Here is a 15,658-nt window from a genome sequence, read left to right on the forward strand (position 1 = left end):
ACGGAACGCAAGAGCAAAGGGCAGCGTCATGAAAGTCACCGTCACCCCGGATACATTCAAGCTGGCGCAGGTCTTCACCATCTCGCGCGGCTCGCGCACGGAGGCCAAGGTGCTGACCGTCAAGGCCGAGAAGGATGGCGTCACCGGCTGGGGCGAATGCGTGCCTTACGCACGCTATGGTGAAACGCTGGAGAGCGTGACTGCCGAGATTGAGGGGCTGCCCGCCGAATTCACCCGGCAAGAGCTGCAGGCGCTGCTGCCCGCGGGCGCTGCCCGCAACGCGGTCGACTGCGCGCTGTGGGACCTGGAGGCAAAACAGGCAGGTAAACGCGTCTGGGAGCTGGCTGGCCTGCCCGCGCCCGGGCCGGAGATCACCGCCTACACGCTGTCGCTCGACACGGCCGAAAAGATGCGCGAACAGGCCGCCGCCAACGCGCACCGTCCGCTCTTGAAGATCAAGCTCGGCACCGCTGACGACATGCCGCGGCTGGAGGCGGTGCGTGCAGGCGCGCCGGAGGCGAAGATCATCATTGACGCCAACGAGGGCTGGAGCGCGGAAGTCTACGCCGAACTTGCTCCGCATCTGGTGCGGCTCGGCGTCGAGCTGGTGGAGCAGCCCCTGCCCGCGGGCGAGGACGACGCGCTTATTGGCATGGACCGCCCGGTGCCGGTCTGTGCCGATGAAAGCTGCCACGACCGCACCAGCCTGGCCGCGCTGGAGGGCAAATACGACGTCATCAACATCAAGCTGGACAAGACCGGCGGCCTTACCGAGGCGCTGAAGCTGCGCGAAGAGGCGCTGGCGCGGGGCTTCAAGGTGATGGTCGGCTGCATGGTGGGCTCTTCGCTGGCGATGGCGCCCGCGGTGCTGGTGGCGCAGGGTGCGGCGGTAACGGATCTTGACGGCCCGCTCCTGCTGGCCGAAGACCGCGGCGAACCGTTGTTGTTTGATGCCGAGGGCGTGCACCCGCCGAAACCGGCACTTTGGGGTTGAGGAGACCAAGATGACCCGAACCGTATATGTGAATGGCGAATACCTGCCGGAAACCGAGGCGAAAATCTCGATCTTTGACCGCGGCTTCCTGTTTGCCGACGCGGTTTATGAGGTGACCTCGGTGCTGGATGGCAAGCTGATCGATTTCGAGGGCCACGCGGTGCGCCTGGAGCGGTCGCTGAAGGAGCTGGACATGGCTTCCCCCTGCTCCAAGGAGGAGCTCCTCGAGATCCACCGCCAGCTGGTGGAGATGAACGGTATCGAGGAGGGGCTCGTCTACCTGCAAGTGACCCGCGGCTCCGACGGCGACCGCGATTTCGTGTTCCCGGCCGAGGACACGCCGCCCTCGCTGGTGCTGTTCACCCAGGACAAGCCGGGCCTGGCCGACAGTGCGGCGGCGAAGAAGGGCGCCAAGGTGATCTCGGTCGAGGACATGCGCTGGGGCCGCCGCGACATCAAGACGGTGCAGCTCTTGTACCCCTCGATGGGCAAGATGATGGCCAAGAAGGCGGGGGCCGACGATGCCTGGATGGTCGAGGATGGCTATGTCACCGAAGGCACCTCGAACAACGCCTATTTCGTGAAGAACGGCACCATCGTGACCCGGCCGCTGAGCACCGACATCCTGCACGGCATCACCCGTGCCGCGGTGCTGCGCCTGGCCGAAGAAGCGCAGATGCAGATCGAGGAGCGCCTGTTCACCATCGAGGAAGCCCAGGGCGCGGACGAAGCCTTCACCACCTCCGCCTCGGCCTTCGTGATGCCAGTTGTGGAGATCGACGGAGTCGCATTGGGCGACGGCACCCCCGGCCCCATCGCCAAGCGTCTGCGCGAGATCTATCTGGAAGAAAGCCGCAAGAAGGCCGTCTGACGCCCGCGTGGATACGAAGGGGGAAGGGGCCCCCGGGCCCCTTTTTCGTGCTCTTCGCTCAGGGCGTTTGCGCGGGGTCCGCGGTCATGGCAGCAGCACCGCCGCCCCCTGCAGGCGGCCTGCGCGCAGGTCCGCCAGCGCTTGGTTGGCCTGCTCCAGCGGGTAGGGCACGGTCTCGGTCCTGACCCCTGCGGCCTGGGCCAGCGGAAAGAAGGCCGCGCCGTCGGCGCGGGTCAGATTGGCGACCGAGACGATCTCGCGCTCCTGCCACAAATCGGCATAGGGGAAGGCAGGAATGTCGCTCATGTGGATGCCGCCGCAGACCACCCGGCCGCCCTTGCGCAGATCCTTCAGCGCCTTGGGCACCAGCGCGCCTGCCGGGGCAAAGAGGATCGCGGCGTCAAGCGGCTCCGGCGCAGGCTCGGCCGAACTGCCGGCCCAAACCGCGCCGAGGCGGCGGGCAAAGGCCTGCGCTTCGGCGTCGCCCTCGCGGGTGAAGGCAAAGACCCGGCGGCCCTGCCACTTGGCAATCTGGCACAGGATATGCGCCGCCGCGCCAAAGCCATAGAGGCCAAGCGCCGCGGCCGGGCCCGCGCGGGCAAGACAGCGGTAACCGATCAGCCCGGCACACAGCAGCGGTGCCATCGCCACAGCGTCTGCGGTCTCGGACAGCGGAACCGCAAACGCGCCATGCGCTAGGCAGTACTCGGCATAACCTCCGTCAAAGGTATAGCCGGTGAACAGCGGCGCATCGCAGAGATTCTCGCGCTGCATCCGGCAATAGAGGCAGCCGCCGCAGGCATGGCTCAGCCAGGGCACTCCCAGCCGCTGGCCGATCGCGAACTCCCGCATGCGAGGCCCCAGCGCGGCCACCCGCCCGATGATCTCATGCCCCGGCACCAGCGGCAGCTTGGGTCCGGGCAACTCTCCATCGGCAACATGCAGATCGGTACGGCACACCCCGCAGGCCTCGACCCGGAGCAGGACCTGGCCCGGACCGGGCGCCGGCACCGGGATATCCCGCAGGACCAGCGGCTTGCCCGGCTCTTCCAGCAGCATCGCGCGCATCGGCCGCCTCCTTCCGGAGGAAAGCCTAGCAAAGCCCCGCGGCCACGGGCATGAGCCAGATCAACCGGGCGCCGCTCGCCGGGACAGGTTTACTCACTTTCTGGCCCGAAATACCCCCGGGGTGAATTGGCCATCAGGCCAAGAGGGGCAGCGCCCCTCCCTGGAAGCGGCGCGGGCCTACTGCTTGTCCGTCACGTTTTCCTTGAACGCGGTCTCGAAGGCCGCCTGTTTCTCCGCACCCGCGTCGGTCTGGTAGTTGGCCTTCCACTCCTCCATGGTCATTCCATAGAAGATCTCCCGGGCCTGCTCCTTGCCCATTTCGATGCCCTTCTCATTGGCAGCCTCCTGGTACCAGCGGCTCAGGCAGTTGCGGCAGAAACCGGCCAGATTCATCAAATCGATGTTCTGCACGTCGGTGCGGTCTTCCATCAGGTGCTTTTGCAGGCGGCGGAAGGCGGCGGCCTGAAGCTCGATGTCGGTTTTCGGATCCATGGCAGGGCTCCTTTTGTTTGGCGGCTGCGCTCAGGCCTAGCAGCGGCGCCCTCCGCGGGCAATGGGATCAGATCAGCTGCAGCGCCAGCCAGGGGCCAAGCGCGGTGACGAGGATCAAAATCTTGTAGTTGCCCAGCCAGCGGTAGGCCGTCAGGCTGACGTCAGCCGGGGCAAGGCCGAACAGGCGGGCGTGCAGCCCGGCAATCCAATCGCGCTGCGCCATCAGCACAAGGGCGGAAAGCGTGAACAGGCCGAGATGCAGCAGGGTCAGCCAGCCAAAGAAGGCGGAGAGCATGTCCTCAGTCATGGGCACTCCTTTCCAAATTTAGTCAGTATCAGATATGGGGGCGGTCTGTCCTGCCTGCAACGCCAGTGCTGCTGGCGCCCGTCCGCCCCGCCGCGCCGCCGCGCCGGCTTGGCCGGGTCCGGCCGCAGGCGGATATTTGGACTTCCGGTGCTATTCTGCCCCTGCGGCACTTTGGGGGAGTTGCGGCAAAACGGGAATTGGGGGATAAGCGGCACAACGCCGTTTGCGGTAACAAGATACGGTCCGGAGGTTAGGAAAGCCATGAAACGTTCGCGGAATGTGAAAATCGTCGCCACTTTGGGGCCAGCCTCGGAGACCTATGAAACCATCCGCGCCCTGCATGAGGCGGGCGCCGATGTGTTCCGTCTCAACATGTCGCACGGCAGCCACCCGGAGATCGCCGAAAAGCACAAGATCATCCGCCAGGTGGAGGCAGATCTGGGCAACCCGATCGCCATTCTGGCCGACCTCCAGGGCCCGAAGCTGAGGGTCGGGGTCTTTGCCAATGGCGCCGAGGAGCTGGCCGAGGGCGCGAAGTTCCGGCTCGACCTCGACACGGCCGAGGGCGGCGCAAACCGCGTCTGCCTGCCGCATCCGGAGATCTTTCAAGCGCTGGAGCCTGGCGCGCACTTGCTGGTCAACGATGGCAAGATCCGCCTGGTCGTGGATGACTGCGGCCCCGATTTTGCCGATTGCACGGTGGAAACCGGCGGCACCATCTCCAACCGCAAGGGGGTGAACGTGCCCGACGTGGTGCTGCCTCTGGCGGCGCTTTCGGAAAAGGACCGGGCGGATCTTGAGTTTGTCTGCGACCTCGGGGTGGACTGGCTGGCGCTGTCCTTCGTGCAGCGCGCCAAGGATGTCTACGAGGCGCGGACGCTGGCCGATGGCCGCGCCGCGGTGCTGTCGAAGATCGAGAAGCCGCAGGCGGTGGAGGATTTCGAGGCCATCCTGGATGCCTCCGATGGCATCATGGTGGCGCGCGGCGATCTTGGTGTGGAGTTGCCGGTCTCGGCAGTGCCGCCGATCCAGAAGCGCCTGGTGCGCAAGTGCCGCGCCGCGGCCAAGCCGGTGATCGTCGCCACCCAGATGCTGGAGAGCATGATCGAAAGCCCGATGCCGACCCGGGCCGAGGTCTCGGACGTGGCCACCGCGATCTACGAAGGGTCCGACGCCATCATGCTGAGCGCCGAATCGGCGGCCGGCCAGTACCCGGTGCAGGCGGTGCAGACCATGGACAAGGTCGCCGCCGAGGTGGAGGCGGACCCGACTTATACCCAGATCATCAATTCCTCGCGTTCGGCCAAGGGCACCACGGTGGCCGACGCCATCGTTGCCGCCGCCCGCGAGATCGCCGAGAAGACCGAGATCAAGGCGATCTGCTGCTTCACCCAGTCCGGCACCACCGCGCTCTTGACCGCGCGCGAGCGTCCCGGCGTGCCGATCATCGCGATGACCGCGCTGCAGGCCACCGCGCGGCGGCTGTGCCTGAGCTGGGGCTGCCACTGCGTGATGACGCCGGAGCTGAGCCGCTTCAAGGGCGCCGTGGTTGCGGCCGCGCGGGCGGCGCGGGCAGGCGGCTTCGCGGCCGAGACCGACCAGATCGTGGTCACCGCGGGCGTGCCCTTCAACGTGCCGGGATCGACCAACATCCTGCGCGTGGCGCCTTGCGACGAGCGGCTGATCTACAGCACCGATCCCGAGTGATCCCGGCCGCCTGATACGGGGGGCGGGGAGGGGGCGGAAAAGCAGCCGCAAAAGGGCTTGCCATCCGCCCCGCCCACTCCTATAGAGCGGCTTCCTTTGCGCGTCCGGCTCCAGTGGCATGCCGAGTCGCGTGCAACCCGACCTGAAAAGGAGACGGAAATGCCCAAAATGAAGACGAAGTCGAGCGCCAAGAAGCGCTTCAAGGTCACCGCGACCGGCAAGGTCATCGGCGGTCAGGCCGGCAAGCGCCACGGCATGATCAAGCGCACCAAAAAATTCATCCGTGACGCCCGCGGCACCACGGTCCTGTCGGCCCCCGACGCAAAGATCGTCAAGGGCTTCATGCCCTACGACCGCTAAGAGGAGATCTGAGATATGTCCCGCGTTAAAGGTGGTACCACGACTCACGCCCGTCACAAGAAGGTCATCAAGGCAGCCAAAGGTTACTACGGCCGCCGCAAGAATACCTTCAAGGTTGCCCGTCAGGCCGTCGACAAGGCGAACCAGTACGCAACCCGCGACCGCAAGAACCGCAAGCGCAACTTCCGCGCGCTGTGGATTCAGCGGATCAACGCTGCTGTCCGTTCGCATGACGAAGCGCTGACCTACTCCCGCTTCATCAACGGCCTGACCCTGGCCGGCATCGAAGTGGACCGCAAGGTTCTGGCCGATCTGGCCGTGCACGAGCCCGAAGCCTTTGGTGCCATCGTGCGCCAGGCCCAGGACGCGCTGGCCGCCTAAGGCGCCCGGTCCTCTAGCTTTCGAAGCCGCCCCCCGCCGGGGCGGCTTTTTTGTGGCCGCCTTCCCGCCGCAGCATGGGAACCTTCCTGCGCGGTAACTGCGTTTGTCCAGTATCCGCAGATCGACAAGGGGAGGGCGCGATGCCAGATGACACCACCGCCACTCGGGCCGAAGGGCAGGCTGCAGAGGCAGCCGGCACCGCCAAACTGTACCGGATGGAGATGCCGGGCCATCTCTGCCCCTACGGGCTCAAGTCCAAGGCGCTGTTGCGCTGGAAGGGCCACAAGGTCGAGGATCACCGCCTCACCACCCGGGAGGAGGTCGACCGTTTTCAAGAGGAAGCCGGGGTCAGCACCACGCCGCAGACTTATATCGGCGGCGAGCGGATTGGCGGCTACGACGATCTGCGCGCCCATTTCGGAATCCCGCTGCGTCAGGAAGGGGAAACCACCTACGTTCCGGTGATTGCTCTGTTTGCAATGGCGCTGGGCATCGCCTTGGCCGGCCAGTGGGCCGCCTTCGGCGCGATCGGTGCCGGGCGGACGCTGTTCTGGTTCGTCGCCATTTCCATGTGCCTGCTGGCACTGCAGAAGCTGCGCGACGTGGAAAGCTTCTCCAGCATGTTCCTCAACTACGACCTGCTGGCGCGCCGTTACGTGCCCTACGCCTATGTCTACCCCTTTGCGGAGGGGCTGGCGGGCCTCCTGATGCTGGCCGGCGTGCTGATCTGGCTTGCAGCGCCGATGGCGCTGATCATCGGTACGGTGGGCGCGGTTTCGGTGTTCAAGGCGGTCTATATCGACAAGCGCGAGCTGAAATGCGCCTGCATGGGCGGCAGCAGCCAGGTGCCGCTGGGCTTTGTGTCCCTGACCGAGAACCTGATGATGGCGGGCATGGGCGCGTGGATGCTGCTGAGCTGACCCGGCTCAGGCGGCAACCCCGTGCGGGCCGTGCCGGATCACCGCCCACTGGCCGTAGGTGTCCTCGAGGTCGAGCTTGATGGCTGCGGAGGACTTGCTGGAGCCGCTGCCGATTTCGGCCAGGGTGAATTCGATGCCGCCGGGGATGTCGATCCGCACCCGGTGCTCGCCGCCGCCGTGCGGCGCCTGGATCGGCCGGCCCGAGGCGGTCAGCAGACCTTCGATGTCAACCTTCGCGCTGCGCCCCTCGATATCCACATCGTAGTCGATCCGTTTGAACAAAGTCTCATGCACGGTGTCGCACATGGCACGGAACACCCACCAATGGGTGGCTTCCTCGTCGGTCTCCCCGCCCATCAGCACGGAGGCAAGGGCATCGCGCTGCGCGTCGGAGGCGCGGTCGTCAATGATCGCCTGCAAGGCGCCCCCGCCCTCGAATATCGGCCCCGGCCAGGCATAGAGCAGGCCGGCCCGGGTGCCGGTCAGATCGGTCTCTCCGAAGTGCCCCTTGTCGACATGGATAACCTCGAAGCCGGTGCAGTGCCCGTGGGTGGGCAGGTCCTCGAACTGGCAGGGGCAGCCGTAGTTGCAGTTGCAATTGCCGAAGCTGCGGCCCTCGATATACCAATCCACATGTGCCATGGCGGTCCTCCGGTTCTGCTGCTGTGCGGGGTGGCCGGAAGTATAGCACAATCGGGCCCCGGTTTCAGCGCCGCTGCCGCCCGCCGCGCTGGTCCGCAATGCCACAGCCCGGGAGCTTGGGGCGCTGCGGGCCTTGCTTTCAGCCCTCTCTGTGGTAGCAGGGCACCAGCAAATTTCGAGGGGCCGTGATGGACGATCTTAAGGCAAAATATCTGAGTCAGATTGCGGAAGCCGGCGATGAAAACGCGCTGGAGTCGATCCGCGTCGCCGCCGTTGGCAAGAAGGGCGAAGTGGCGCTTAAGATGCGCGAGCTCGGCAAGATGACTCCCGAAGAGCGCCAGACCGCGGGCCCCGCGCTGAACGCCCTGAAGGACGAGATCAACTCGGCCCTCGCCGCCAAGAAGATGGCGCTGGCCGATGCCGCGCTGGACGAGCGGCTGCGCACGGAATGGCTGGATGTGACCCTGCCCGCGCGGCCCCAGCGGCAGGGCAGCCTGCACCCGATCAGCCAAGTGCAGGAGGAGATCACCGCGATCTTCGCCGAGCTGGGCTTTTCCGTTGCCGAAGGCCCCCGTATCGACACCGACTGGTACAATTTCGACGCGCTGAACATCCCGGGCCATCACCCCGCACGGGCCGAGATGGACACGTTCTACATGCACCGCGCGGAAGGCGACAACCGCCCGCCGCATGTGCTGCGCACCCATACCAGCCCCGTGCAGATCCGCTCGATGGAGAAGATGGGCGCGCCCCTGCGCATTATCTGCCCCGGCGGCGTCTACCGCGCCGACTATGACCAGACCCACACGCCGATGTTCCACCAGGTCGAGGGTCTGGCGCTCGACAAGGACATCTCGATGGCGAACCTCAAGTGGGTGCTGGAGGAGTTCGTGAAATCCTTCTTCGAGGTGGACAACGTGGAGCTGCGCTTCCGTGCGTCGCATTTCCCCTTCACCGAACCCTCGGCCGAGGTCGACATCCGCTGCTCCTGGAAGGACGGCACCCTGAAGATCGGCGAGGGCGACGACTGGATGGAGATCCTCGGCTCCGGCATGGTGCACCCCAAGGTCATCGCCGCAGGCGGCATCGACCCCGAGGTCTACCAGGGCTTTGCCTTCGGCATCGGCATCGACCGTCTGGCGATGCTGAAATACGGCATCCCGGACCTGCGCGCCTTCTTCGACAGCGACCTGCGCTGGCTGCGCCACTACGGCTTCCAGAGCCTCGACGTGCCGGCGCTGCATGGCGGTTTGAGCCGGTAAATGCAGGTCTTCGGCCTATATGTGTCTGCCTGCTTTGAGTGGTTTCAGGGCCGTTCAAGCAGGCTGAAACTCTGGCAGATTTTTGGCCTGTTCATCGCGGGTTTCGTCTGTTGGGTCGTGGTCGCAGAAAACGCTCCCGACTGGGCCGCGCAACTCTACGGCTACGCGATCATGGTGCCGCTGCAGATCTTTCTCCTCTTTGCAATGCGGGGATGGGCCAAACGCAGGACGTCGGAACGGCAGAAAAGCAATCTTCTTTGGGATACCAAAGCAAAGCTCAAGAGCTTCAAACGCTAGTCGGGCTTTCGCAGAGCGCAGCCCGCATCGCGCCCGACCTGCCCCGTCACGCCTCAGGCCTGCTTTCAGCACGACGCGGGCGCGATTGCGCCCACCCTCGGGTCCGGCGCGATGCTCCGAGATAGATAGCAACGGTTTTCTCCAATAGATTGCTGCTGCCCGTGTTGCCCTCAGCGCGGAATCAAGGCCGAGAGGCCGCCGCGCGATCGCCTGACCGCCCGCACGGGCAGGCGATTTGGTGCCGTTAGCGCAGACATCGGCCTTCTACGGATTTGGCCGGCATAAACTGCCAAACATGATCGTCGGATCGCCTCCCCGCGGTCAGGCGAACGCGCGGCTCGTCCGCTGCCCATCCCGGGCATTTCCACCTCACTCCCCGCCATCCTCGTCCCCATCACGCCCGCACCCTTGCACCCTGCCGCATTCTTTGCCATTGCCTCTGGCAATCACGCACATCTGCCAAGGGGCCCCCGACCGATGAAATTCACGCTGTCCTGGCTGAAAGACCACCTCGAAACCGACGCCTCCGTCGCCGAGATTACCGAAACGCTCACCGACCTCGGGCTGGAGGTGGAAAGCGTCTATGATCCGGCCGAGCGGCTGAAGGATTTCACCCTCGGCTACGTGAAACACGCCGAAAAGCACCCCGATGCCGACAAGCTGCGCGTCTGCAAGGTCGACACCGACGAGGGCGAGATGCAGATCATCTGCGGCGCCCCCAACGCGCGTGAGGGCATCACCGTGGTGGTCTGCAAGCCGGGCATGTATATCCCCGGCCTCGACATCACCATCGGCGTCGGCAAGATCCGCGGCGTCGAAAGCTACGGCATGATGGCCTCCGAGCGCGAGCTGGAGCTGAGCGAGGAGCACGACGGCATCATCGAGCTGCCCTCGGGTGCGGTCGGCGGCAAGTTCATCGATTGGCTGGCGGAGAATGACCCGGCCAAGGTCGACCCGGTGATCGAGATCGCCATCACCCCGAACCGGCCCGATGCGCTGGGTGTGCATGGCATCGCCCGCGACCTGGCAGCGCGCGGTCTCGGCACGCTGAAATCGCAGCCGCATGAAGTGGTGCCGGGCGAATACGACAGCCCCATCAAAGTCAGCATCGACGGCGACACCCTGGACGGCTGCCCGCTGTTCTCGGGCCGGCTGATCCGCGGCGTGAAGAACGGCCCTTCGCCGCAGTGGCTGCAGGACCGGCTCACCGCCATCGGCCTGCGCCCGATTTCGGCGCTGGTCGATATCACCAATTACTTCACCTTCGACCAGAACCGTCCGCTGCACGTCTTTGACGCCGCCAAGGTGGAAGGCAACCTGCGCGTCCACCGCGCGGCCGGCGGCGAGGTGCTGAAGGCGCTGGACGAAAAGGAATACACTCTCGGGGCGGGCCAGATGGTGATCTCCGACGAAAACGGCCCGGAGAGCATCGCGGGCATCATGGGCGGCGAAGCCACCGGCTGCACCGAGGAGACCGTGGATGTGTTCCTGGAAAGCGCCTTCTGGGACCACGTGCAGATCGCGACCACCGGCCGCGCGCTGAAGATCAACTCCGACGCGCGCTACCGCTTCGAGCGCGGGGTAGATCCGGAGTTCACCATCGAAGGGCTGCACCGCGCTACCCGAATGATCCTCGACCTCTGCGGCGGCGAGGTGTCGGAAGTGGTCATTGCGGGCGACGTGCCGGATCATTCCCGCGCCTACAAGCTCGACCCGCAGCGGGTGCAGTCGCTCGTCGGAATGGAGATCCCGGAGAGCGACCAGCGCCAAACCCTGACCCGGCTGGGCTTCCAGCTGGAAGGCAACCTCGCGCATGTGCCGAGCTGGCGCCCCGACGTGCAGGGCGAGGCCGATCTGGTCGAGGAAGTGGCCCGCATCGCCTCGCTTACCAAGCTGCAGGGAAAGCCGCTGCCGCGGCTGACGCCGGGCATCCCCAAGCCGGTGATGACCCCGCAGCAGCGCCGCCAGCAGATGGCGCGGCGCACTTGCGCCAGCCTCGGCTACAACGAGATCGTCAGCTACACTTTCATCGACAAACCCTCGGCCGCGCTGTTCGGCGGCGGTGAGGATGCGACGATGCTGGCCAACCCGATCTCCTCGGAAATGTCGCACATGCGCCCGGACCTGCTGCCGGGTCTGTTGCAGGCGGCGGCCCGCAACCAGGCGCGCGGCTTCATGGACCTGGCGCTGTTCGAGGCGGGCCCCGTCTTCCACGGCGGCGAGCCGGGTGAGCAGGCGGGGCAGATCGCAGGCCTCCTGGTGGGCCGCAACGGGCCCAAGGACGTGCACGGCGCCTCCCGCGCCGCCGATCTTTATGATGCCAAGGCCGATATCGATGCGGTGCTCTCCGCCATCGGCGCCCCCACCAAGGTACAAATTCTGCGCGGCGGCGCTTCCTGGTGGCATCCGGGCCGGCACGGGCGCATCTGCCTCGGTCCCAAGAAGGTGCTTGGCGTCTTCGGCGAGCTGCACCCCAAGGTGCTGCGCGAAATGGGCATCAAGGGCGCGGCCGTGGCCTTCACCATCTGGCCGGAGGAAATCCCGCTGCCGCGCAGGTCTTCCGCTACCCGCGCTGCGCTGACGCAGAGCGACCTGCAGGCGGTGGAGCGCGATTTTGCCTTCGTAGTGGATGCGGACGTCGAGGCGCTGACCCTGGTCAATGCCGCCGCCGGTGCCGACAAGGCACTGATCGAGGAGGTGCGCGTCTTTGACGAATTCATCGGCGGCTCGCTGGGCGACGGCAAGAAGTCCCTGGCGATCACCGTGCGCCTGCAACCCGCGGACAAGACGCTGAAGGAAAAGGACATCGAGGCGGTGAGCGAGAAGATCATCGCCAAGGTGGTCAAGGCAACCGGCGGCACCCTGCGCGGCTGACCCGCCGCCGCTTCCGCCGGGCCCAAGACTTTTGCAAAAGTCTTGGCAGAAAGTTTTTGCAAAAACTTTTGCGCGGCCCCCGTGACCGGGGAGCCGCGCTTTTCCGTTACCGCTGCCCGGCGAAGAACTCCGCTAAGAGGTCGAACACAAGCCGGATGCGGCGGCTTGTGTGCAGCTCGCGGTGGGTGGTGAGCCAGACCGGGAAAAGCACCGGTTCCATCTGTGGCAGCACGCGCTCGATCCCCGGAGTGAGGCCGGCAACGCTGTCCGCCATCGGCGAGATGCCGAAGCCCCGCTTGACCAGTTCCCAGGCGACCAGCCCGCTTTGCGAGCCAATGGGAAAATTCGCCTCGGTCACATGGATGCCCAGCGGCGTGAAGAAGCTGATCGAGCGGGCGGCATCGCCGAAGCTCACAAAGTCATGGCTGGAGAGCTCCGCCGGGGAGGCCGGTCTGCCGCGCCGGTCCAGATAGCTGCTGGCAGCGTAGAAATGCGCGCTTGCTTCCTGCACGAGCCGGGCGATCAGGCCGGGCTGCTCAGGGCGCACGTGCCGGATGGCGATATCCGCCTCGCGCCGCATCAGATCGCGGATGTCATTGGCCGCCACCACGTCGATTGTGAGCCGCGGTGCCCGGGCGCGCAGCTCCTGCAGGACCGGCGGCAGCACATAGGCCGACATTACGTCGCTCGCGGTGATCCGCACCGTGCCCTCGATGGCGCGGGACTGGCCGGTGGCGGTGAGGGCCAGCTCGCTGGCCGCGTCGCCCATGCGGCGGGAATGCGCGAGCAGGCCGCGCCCGGCCTCGGTCAGCGCCAGGCTGCGGCCGAGGCGCTCGAACAGCAAGAGGCCCAGCTCCGCCTCCAGCGCCGCCACCTGCCGGGACAGCGTCGGCTGGCTCAGCCGCAATTGCCGCGCCGCTGCCGAAAAGGAGCCGGTCTCAGCGGTCGCCAGAAAGGCGCGTATGTGGTTCCAGTCCGGGTTATCCATGCAAAAATGTATATCACCCTTCCGAATTTCGGCAATTCTCCCGTGGTTCCTGCATGGCTACCCTGTCTGTACGCAAGGAGATTTGCCATGACCGCCGACGCCCGCTTCTGGAACCGGATTGCCCCGAAATACGCCAAACACCCGATCCGGGATCGGGGAGCCTACGAATACGCGCTCGAGCGGACGCGCTCTTACCTGGATGAGGGTGCAGAGGTGCTGGAGCTCGGCTGCGGCACAGGCTCCACCGCGATCGCGCTTGCGCCGGGGGTGGCGCGGATCACCGCGACGGATCTGTCGGAGGGGATGCTCAAGGTCGCCCGCGAGCGTGCGGCAGCGGCGGCGGTGCAGAACATCCGCCTTCACTGTTGCCCGGTGGAGACGGCGCCGACAGGTCCGTTCGATACGGTGATGGCCTTCAACTTGTTGCACCTGCTGCCGGATCTGAAGGCAGCGCTGGCAGGCATCGCGGCGCGGCTGAAGCCGGGCGGGCTGTTTATCTCCAAGACGCCCTGCCTGGGCGAGGCCAGGGGGACCCTCAAGTACCGCCTGTTCCAAGTGGCTATCCCGCTGATGCGGCTGGCCGGACAGGCGCCCGCCCATGTAGGCTTCCTGAGTGTCAGCGCGCTGGAGGCCGCGGTACAGCGCGCGGGCTTCCGCATCATCGAGACAGGCAACTACCCCGCCGATACCCCCGGCCGCTACCTGGTGGCGCGGTTGGGTTGACACTCCGGTGCCCGCGTTCCTGCTCCAATGCATGCGCGGGCGCCCTTTGCCTCCGGCCGCGGCGCGCTAGGTCGTGGGGCGGAGGCTCTCATGTTCGACGACCGCAGCACCGCAGGCCGCCTGCTGGCGGACCGGCTCGCGTCCCTGCCGATGGACAAGCCGGTGGTGCTGGCGCTGCCGCGCGGCGGTGTGCCGGTAGCGCTCCCCATCGCCGAACAGCTCGGGGCGCCGCTGGACCTGATCCTGGTGCGCAAGATCGGCATGCCCTCGAACCCGGAGCTGGCGGCTGGCGCGCTGGCCGAAGGGGGCGATGCGCTGTTCAATGGCGCGCTGCTGAAGGCCGCGGGGCTGACGCCAGCCGATTTCGCGCCCCAGGTGGCCCAGGCCCGGCAGGAGAACGCGGCCCGCCGCCGCCGCTACCTCTCAGGCCACCCGCGCCAGCTGTTGCAGGGGCGGACCGTGGTGGTGGTGGACGACGGCATTGCTACCGGCGCCACCGTTTTCGCAGCGCTGCACTGGTTGAAGTCGCGCCGCCCGGCGAAGGTGATCCTGGCGGTCCCGGTTGCCCCGCCCGAGGCGGTGGACGAATTGCGCCCGCTGGTGGATACTGTGGTCTGCCTGCACTGCCCGGCCGAGTTCTGGGCGGTGGGTGCGCATTACAGGGATTTCGAACAAACCAGCGACGCGGAGGTCGCGGCCGCATTGGCCGCCGCTCCCGGGGCTGGCTCAGGAAAGGACAGACCGTGGCATTGAACGTTTACCTCTCGGGGGAAATTCACACCGATTGGCGCAAGCAGATCATCGAGGGCGCAAAGGGGCTGGAGGTGCATTTCAACGCGCCCGTCACCGACCACGGCGCCAGCGATGATTGCGGCGTTGCCATTCTGGGTGCCGAGGACAACAAGTACTGGCACGACCACAAGGGCGCGATGGTGAACGCGATCCGCACGCGCAAGGGGATCGAGGAGGCCGACGTGGTGGTGGTGCGCTTCGGCGAGAAATACAAGCAGTGGAACGCGGCATTCGATGCGGGCTATGCAGCGGCGCTTGGCAAGTCGATCATCGTGCTGAACCCGCCCGAGCACCACCACGCGCTGAAGGAAGTGCATGCCGCGGCGCTGGCGGTGGCCGAAGAGCCGCGCCAGGTGGTGGAGATCCTCTCCTACGTGCTGACCGGCAAGCTGCCCGGCTGACTCCCGGCCACGCTGCCTGCGGGCGGGCGGGGAGGGGGCCGCGCAGGGGCGGTCCTTCCCACTATCCAATTCCGGGCGGGCTGCGGCGGCAGGTTCCCGGCGCGGCCCGGCTCATTTCTTCAGAGAATCACGGATTTCCAGCAGCACGTCCAGCTCGGTTGGCCCCGCCGGGGCCTTCTCGGCCGGGGCGTGCTCTTCCTTGCGCACCACCGACTCGCGGATTTTGTTAACCGTGCGCACAAGCAGGAACACGACCCAGGCGATGATAAGGAAATTGATCACCGCCATCAGGAAGGCACCGTAGGCGAAGACCGGGACGCCCGCCTCGCGCGCGGCCTCCAGTGTATCGAAGCTGCCTTCGCTGCGGCCGAGCACCAGAAAATGATCGGTGAAATCGACGCCGCCGGTGAACAGGCCGATCACCGGGTTCATCACGTCATGCACCAGCGATTGCACAATGGCGGTGAAGGCGGCGCCGATGATGATGCCGACCGCCATGTCGATCACGTTGCCTTTGGCGATGAAGGCTTTGAACTCTTTCAGCATTCTGCGGATCCCTCGCTTGGCGGCACCACTCGC

At 66.1% G+C, this 15,658-nt stretch carries 18 protein-coding genes; 12 read left to right on the forward strand and 6 right to left on the reverse strand.

The window, feature by feature from the left end:
• The first annotated feature begins 28 nt into the window (after positions 1 to 28).
• Together dgcA and ACOHX0_RS10000 are read left to right on the forward strand one after the other, a co-directional pair.
• The gene (dgcA, locus tag ACOHX0_RS09995) at positions 29 to 994 is read left to right on the forward strand and encodes an N-acetyl-D-Glu racemase DgcA (protein ID WP_420676535.1); all 966 of its coding nucleotides are present in this window, start codon (positions 29 to 31) and stop codon (positions 992 to 994) included.
• A gap of 10 nt (positions 995 to 1,004) precedes the next feature.
• On the forward strand, positions 1,005 to 1,865 hold the full coding sequence (locus tag ACOHX0_RS10000; RefSeq protein ID WP_420676536.1) for a D-amino-acid transaminase: 861 nt from the start codon (positions 1,005 to 1,007) through the stop codon (positions 1,863 to 1,865).
• An 84-nt stretch (positions 1,866 to 1,949) separates the two neighbouring features.
• Here ACOHX0_RS10000 and ACOHX0_RS10005 read toward each other — a convergent pair whose 3' ends face one another.
• From ACOHX0_RS10005 to ACOHX0_RS10015, 3 genes are all read right to left on the reverse strand, one after another.
• Positions 1,950 to 2,933, reverse strand: a complete 984-nt coding sequence (locus ACOHX0_RS10005; protein ID WP_420676537.1) for a zinc-dependent alcohol dehydrogenase family protein — start codon at positions 2,931 to 2,933, stop codon at positions 1,950 to 1,952.
• Positions 2,934 to 3,110: 177 nt separating this feature from the next.
• Positions 3,111 to 3,425: a DUF1244 domain-containing protein gene (locus ACOHX0_RS10010; RefSeq protein ID WP_420676538.1), complete on the reverse strand. Its 315-nt coding sequence runs from the start codon at positions 3,423 to 3,425 to the stop codon at positions 3,111 to 3,113.
• Between the two features lie 67 nt (positions 3,426 to 3,492).
• Positions 3,493 to 3,732 (reverse strand): DUF6868 family protein, encoded by a 240-nt coding sequence (locus ACOHX0_RS10015; RefSeq protein WP_420676539.1) that lies wholly within the window; start codon positions 3,730 to 3,732, stop codon positions 3,493 to 3,495.
• Positions 3,733 to 3,993: 261 nt separating this feature from the next.
• Here ACOHX0_RS10015 and pyk point away from each other — a divergent pair, with 261 nt between their 5' ends.
• The 4 genes from pyk to ACOHX0_RS10035 all read left to right on the forward strand — a co-directional run bounded on the left by pyk (position 3,994) and on the right by ACOHX0_RS10035 (position 7,100).
• Positions 3,994 to 5,439: a pyruvate kinase gene (gene pyk, locus ACOHX0_RS10020; RefSeq protein WP_420676540.1), complete on the forward strand. Its 1,446-nt coding sequence runs from the start codon at positions 3,994 to 3,996 to the stop codon at positions 5,437 to 5,439.
• Positions 5,440 to 5,598: 159 nt separating this feature from the next.
• Positions 5,599 to 5,799: a 50S ribosomal protein L35 gene (gene rpmI / locus ACOHX0_RS10025; protein ID WP_259958335.1), complete on the forward strand. Its 201-nt coding sequence runs from the start codon at positions 5,599 to 5,601 to the stop codon at positions 5,797 to 5,799.
• A 15-nt stretch (positions 5,800 to 5,814) separates the two neighbouring features.
• The gene (gene rplT, locus ACOHX0_RS10030; protein WP_008557989.1) at positions 5,815 to 6,180 is read left to right on the forward strand and encodes a 50S ribosomal protein L20; all 366 of its coding nucleotides are present in this window, start codon (positions 5,815 to 5,817) and stop codon (positions 6,178 to 6,180) included.
• Between the two features lie 140 nt (positions 6,181 to 6,320).
• Positions 6,321 to 7,100, forward strand: coding sequence for a MauE/DoxX family redox-associated membrane protein (locus tag ACOHX0_RS10035; protein WP_420676541.1), 780 nt, complete (start codon positions 6,321 to 6,323; stop codon positions 7,098 to 7,100).
• A 6-nt stretch (positions 7,101 to 7,106) separates the two neighbouring features.
• On the opposite strand, the gene ACOHX0_RS10040 is transcribed toward ACOHX0_RS10035, so the two are convergent.
• A complete protein-coding gene (locus ACOHX0_RS10040; RefSeq protein ID WP_420676542.1) occupies positions 7,107 to 7,742 on the reverse strand; it encodes a DUF1326 domain-containing protein in 636 nt (211 codons plus the stop codon).
• 188 nt (positions 7,743 to 7,930) lie between these two features.
• Here ACOHX0_RS10040 and pheS point away from each other — a divergent pair, with 188 nt between their 5' ends.
• From pheS to pheT, 3 genes are all read left to right on the forward strand, one after another.
• Positions 7,931 to 9,004, forward strand: a complete 1,074-nt coding sequence (pheS, locus tag ACOHX0_RS10045) for a phenylalanine--tRNA ligase subunit alpha (RefSeq protein ID WP_420676543.1) — start codon at positions 7,931 to 7,933, stop codon at positions 9,002 to 9,004.
• Complete coding sequence (locus ACOHX0_RS10050) at positions 9,005 to 9,301, forward strand: hypothetical protein (protein ID WP_420676544.1); 297 nt, start codon at positions 9,005 to 9,007, stop codon at positions 9,299 to 9,301.
• A gap of 477 nt (positions 9,302 to 9,778) precedes the next feature.
• A complete protein-coding gene (pheT, locus tag ACOHX0_RS10055; protein ID WP_420676545.1) occupies positions 9,779 to 12,175 on the forward strand; it encodes a phenylalanine--tRNA ligase subunit beta in 2,397 nt (798 codons plus the stop codon).
• A 106-nt stretch (positions 12,176 to 12,281) separates the two neighbouring features.
• On the opposite strand, the gene ACOHX0_RS10060 is transcribed toward pheT, so the two are convergent.
• Positions 12,282 to 13,163 carry a LysR family transcriptional regulator gene (locus ACOHX0_RS10060; RefSeq protein WP_420676546.1) on the reverse strand — a complete coding sequence of 294 codons (882 nt, stop codon included), beginning with the start codon at positions 13,161 to 13,163 and terminating at the stop codon, positions 12,282 to 12,284.
• Positions 13,164 to 13,250: 87 nt separating this feature from the next.
• Between ACOHX0_RS10060 and ACOHX0_RS10065 the strand changes: the two genes are divergently transcribed.
• From ACOHX0_RS10065 to ACOHX0_RS10075, 3 genes are all read left to right on the forward strand, one after another.
• A complete protein-coding gene (locus tag ACOHX0_RS10065; protein WP_420676547.1) occupies positions 13,251 to 13,886 on the forward strand; it encodes a class I SAM-dependent methyltransferase in 636 nt (211 codons plus the stop codon).
• 90 nt (positions 13,887 to 13,976) lie between these two features.
• Positions 13,977 to 14,639 (forward strand): phosphoribosyltransferase, encoded by a 663-nt coding sequence (locus ACOHX0_RS10070; protein WP_420676548.1) that lies wholly within the window; start codon positions 13,977 to 13,979, stop codon positions 14,637 to 14,639.
• The gene (locus ACOHX0_RS10075; protein WP_420676549.1) at positions 14,630 to 15,079 is read left to right on the forward strand and encodes a YtoQ family protein; all 450 of its coding nucleotides are present in this window, start codon (positions 14,630 to 14,632) and stop codon (positions 15,077 to 15,079) included. The genes ACOHX0_RS10070 and ACOHX0_RS10075 overlap by 10 nt, the downstream gene beginning before the upstream one ends.
• Positions 15,080 to 15,190: 111 nt before the next feature.
• Here the strand turns inward: ACOHX0_RS10075 and mscL are convergent, their stop codons facing one another.
• Positions 15,191 to 15,625: a large conductance mechanosensitive channel protein MscL gene (mscL, locus tag ACOHX0_RS10080; RefSeq protein WP_420676550.1), complete on the reverse strand. Its 435-nt coding sequence runs from the start codon at positions 15,623 to 15,625 to the stop codon at positions 15,191 to 15,193.
• Between the last annotated feature and the right edge of the window lie 33 nt (positions 15,626 to 15,658).

Origin of the sequence: Cribrihabitans pelagius (assembly GCF_048820915.1) — a bacterium.
In the GTDB taxonomy this organism is placed as follows: domain Bacteria; phylum Pseudomonadota; class Alphaproteobacteria; order Rhodobacterales; family Rhodobacteraceae; genus Cribrihabitans_A; species Cribrihabitans_A pelagius.

What these genes read in the sequence shown, in the direction of transcription:
- dgcA (WP_420676535.1), top strand. Translation starts at nt 29, where the DNA reads ATGAAAGTCACCGTCACCCCGGATACATTCAAGCTGGCGCAGGTCTTC.
- ACOHX0_RS10000 (WP_420676536.1), top strand. Translation starts at nt 1,005, where the DNA reads ATGACCCGAACCGTATATGTGAATGGCGAATACCTGCCGGAAACCGAG.
- ACOHX0_RS10005 (WP_420676537.1), bottom strand. Translation starts at nt 2,933, where the DNA reads ATGCGCGCGATGCTGCTGGAAGAGCCGGGCAAGCCGCTGGTCCTGCGG.
- ACOHX0_RS10010 (WP_420676538.1), bottom strand. Translation starts at nt 3,425, where the DNA reads ATGGATCCGAAAACCGACATCGAGCTTCAGGCCGCCGCCTTCCGCCGC.
- ACOHX0_RS10015 (WP_420676539.1), bottom strand. Translation starts at nt 3,732, where the DNA reads ATGACTGAGGACATGCTCTCCGCCTTCTTTGGCTGGCTGACCCTGCTG.
- pyk (WP_420676540.1), top strand. Translation starts at nt 3,994, where the DNA reads ATGAAACGTTCGCGGAATGTGAAAATCGTCGCCACTTTGGGGCCAGCC.
- rpmI (WP_259958335.1), top strand. Translation starts at nt 5,599, where the DNA reads ATGCCCAAAATGAAGACGAAGTCGAGCGCCAAGAAGCGCTTCAAGGTC.
- rplT (WP_008557989.1), top strand. Translation starts at nt 5,815, where the DNA reads ATGTCCCGCGTTAAAGGTGGTACCACGACTCACGCCCGTCACAAGAAG.
- ACOHX0_RS10035 (WP_420676541.1), top strand. Translation starts at nt 6,321, where the DNA reads ATGCCAGATGACACCACCGCCACTCGGGCCGAAGGGCAGGCTGCAGAG.
- ACOHX0_RS10040 (WP_420676542.1), bottom strand. Translation starts at nt 7,742, where the DNA reads ATGGCACATGTGGATTGGTATATCGAGGGCCGCAGCTTCGGCAATTGC.
- pheS (WP_420676543.1), top strand. Translation starts at nt 7,931, where the DNA reads ATGGACGATCTTAAGGCAAAATATCTGAGTCAGATTGCGGAAGCCGGC.
- ACOHX0_RS10050 (WP_420676544.1), top strand. Translation starts at nt 9,005, where the DNA reads ATGCAGGTCTTCGGCCTATATGTGTCTGCCTGCTTTGAGTGGTTTCAG.
- pheT (WP_420676545.1), top strand. Translation starts at nt 9,779, where the DNA reads ATGAAATTCACGCTGTCCTGGCTGAAAGACCACCTCGAAACCGACGCC.
- ACOHX0_RS10060 (WP_420676546.1), bottom strand. Translation starts at nt 13,163, where the DNA reads ATGGATAACCCGGACTGGAACCACATACGCGCCTTTCTGGCGACCGCT.
- ACOHX0_RS10065 (WP_420676547.1), top strand. Translation starts at nt 13,251, where the DNA reads ATGACCGCCGACGCCCGCTTCTGGAACCGGATTGCCCCGAAATACGCC.
- ACOHX0_RS10070 (WP_420676548.1), top strand. Translation starts at nt 13,977, where the DNA reads ATGTTCGACGACCGCAGCACCGCAGGCCGCCTGCTGGCGGACCGGCTC.
- mscL (WP_420676550.1), bottom strand. Translation starts at nt 15,625, where the DNA reads ATGCTGAAAGAGTTCAAAGCCTTCATCGCCAAAGGCAACGTGATCGAC.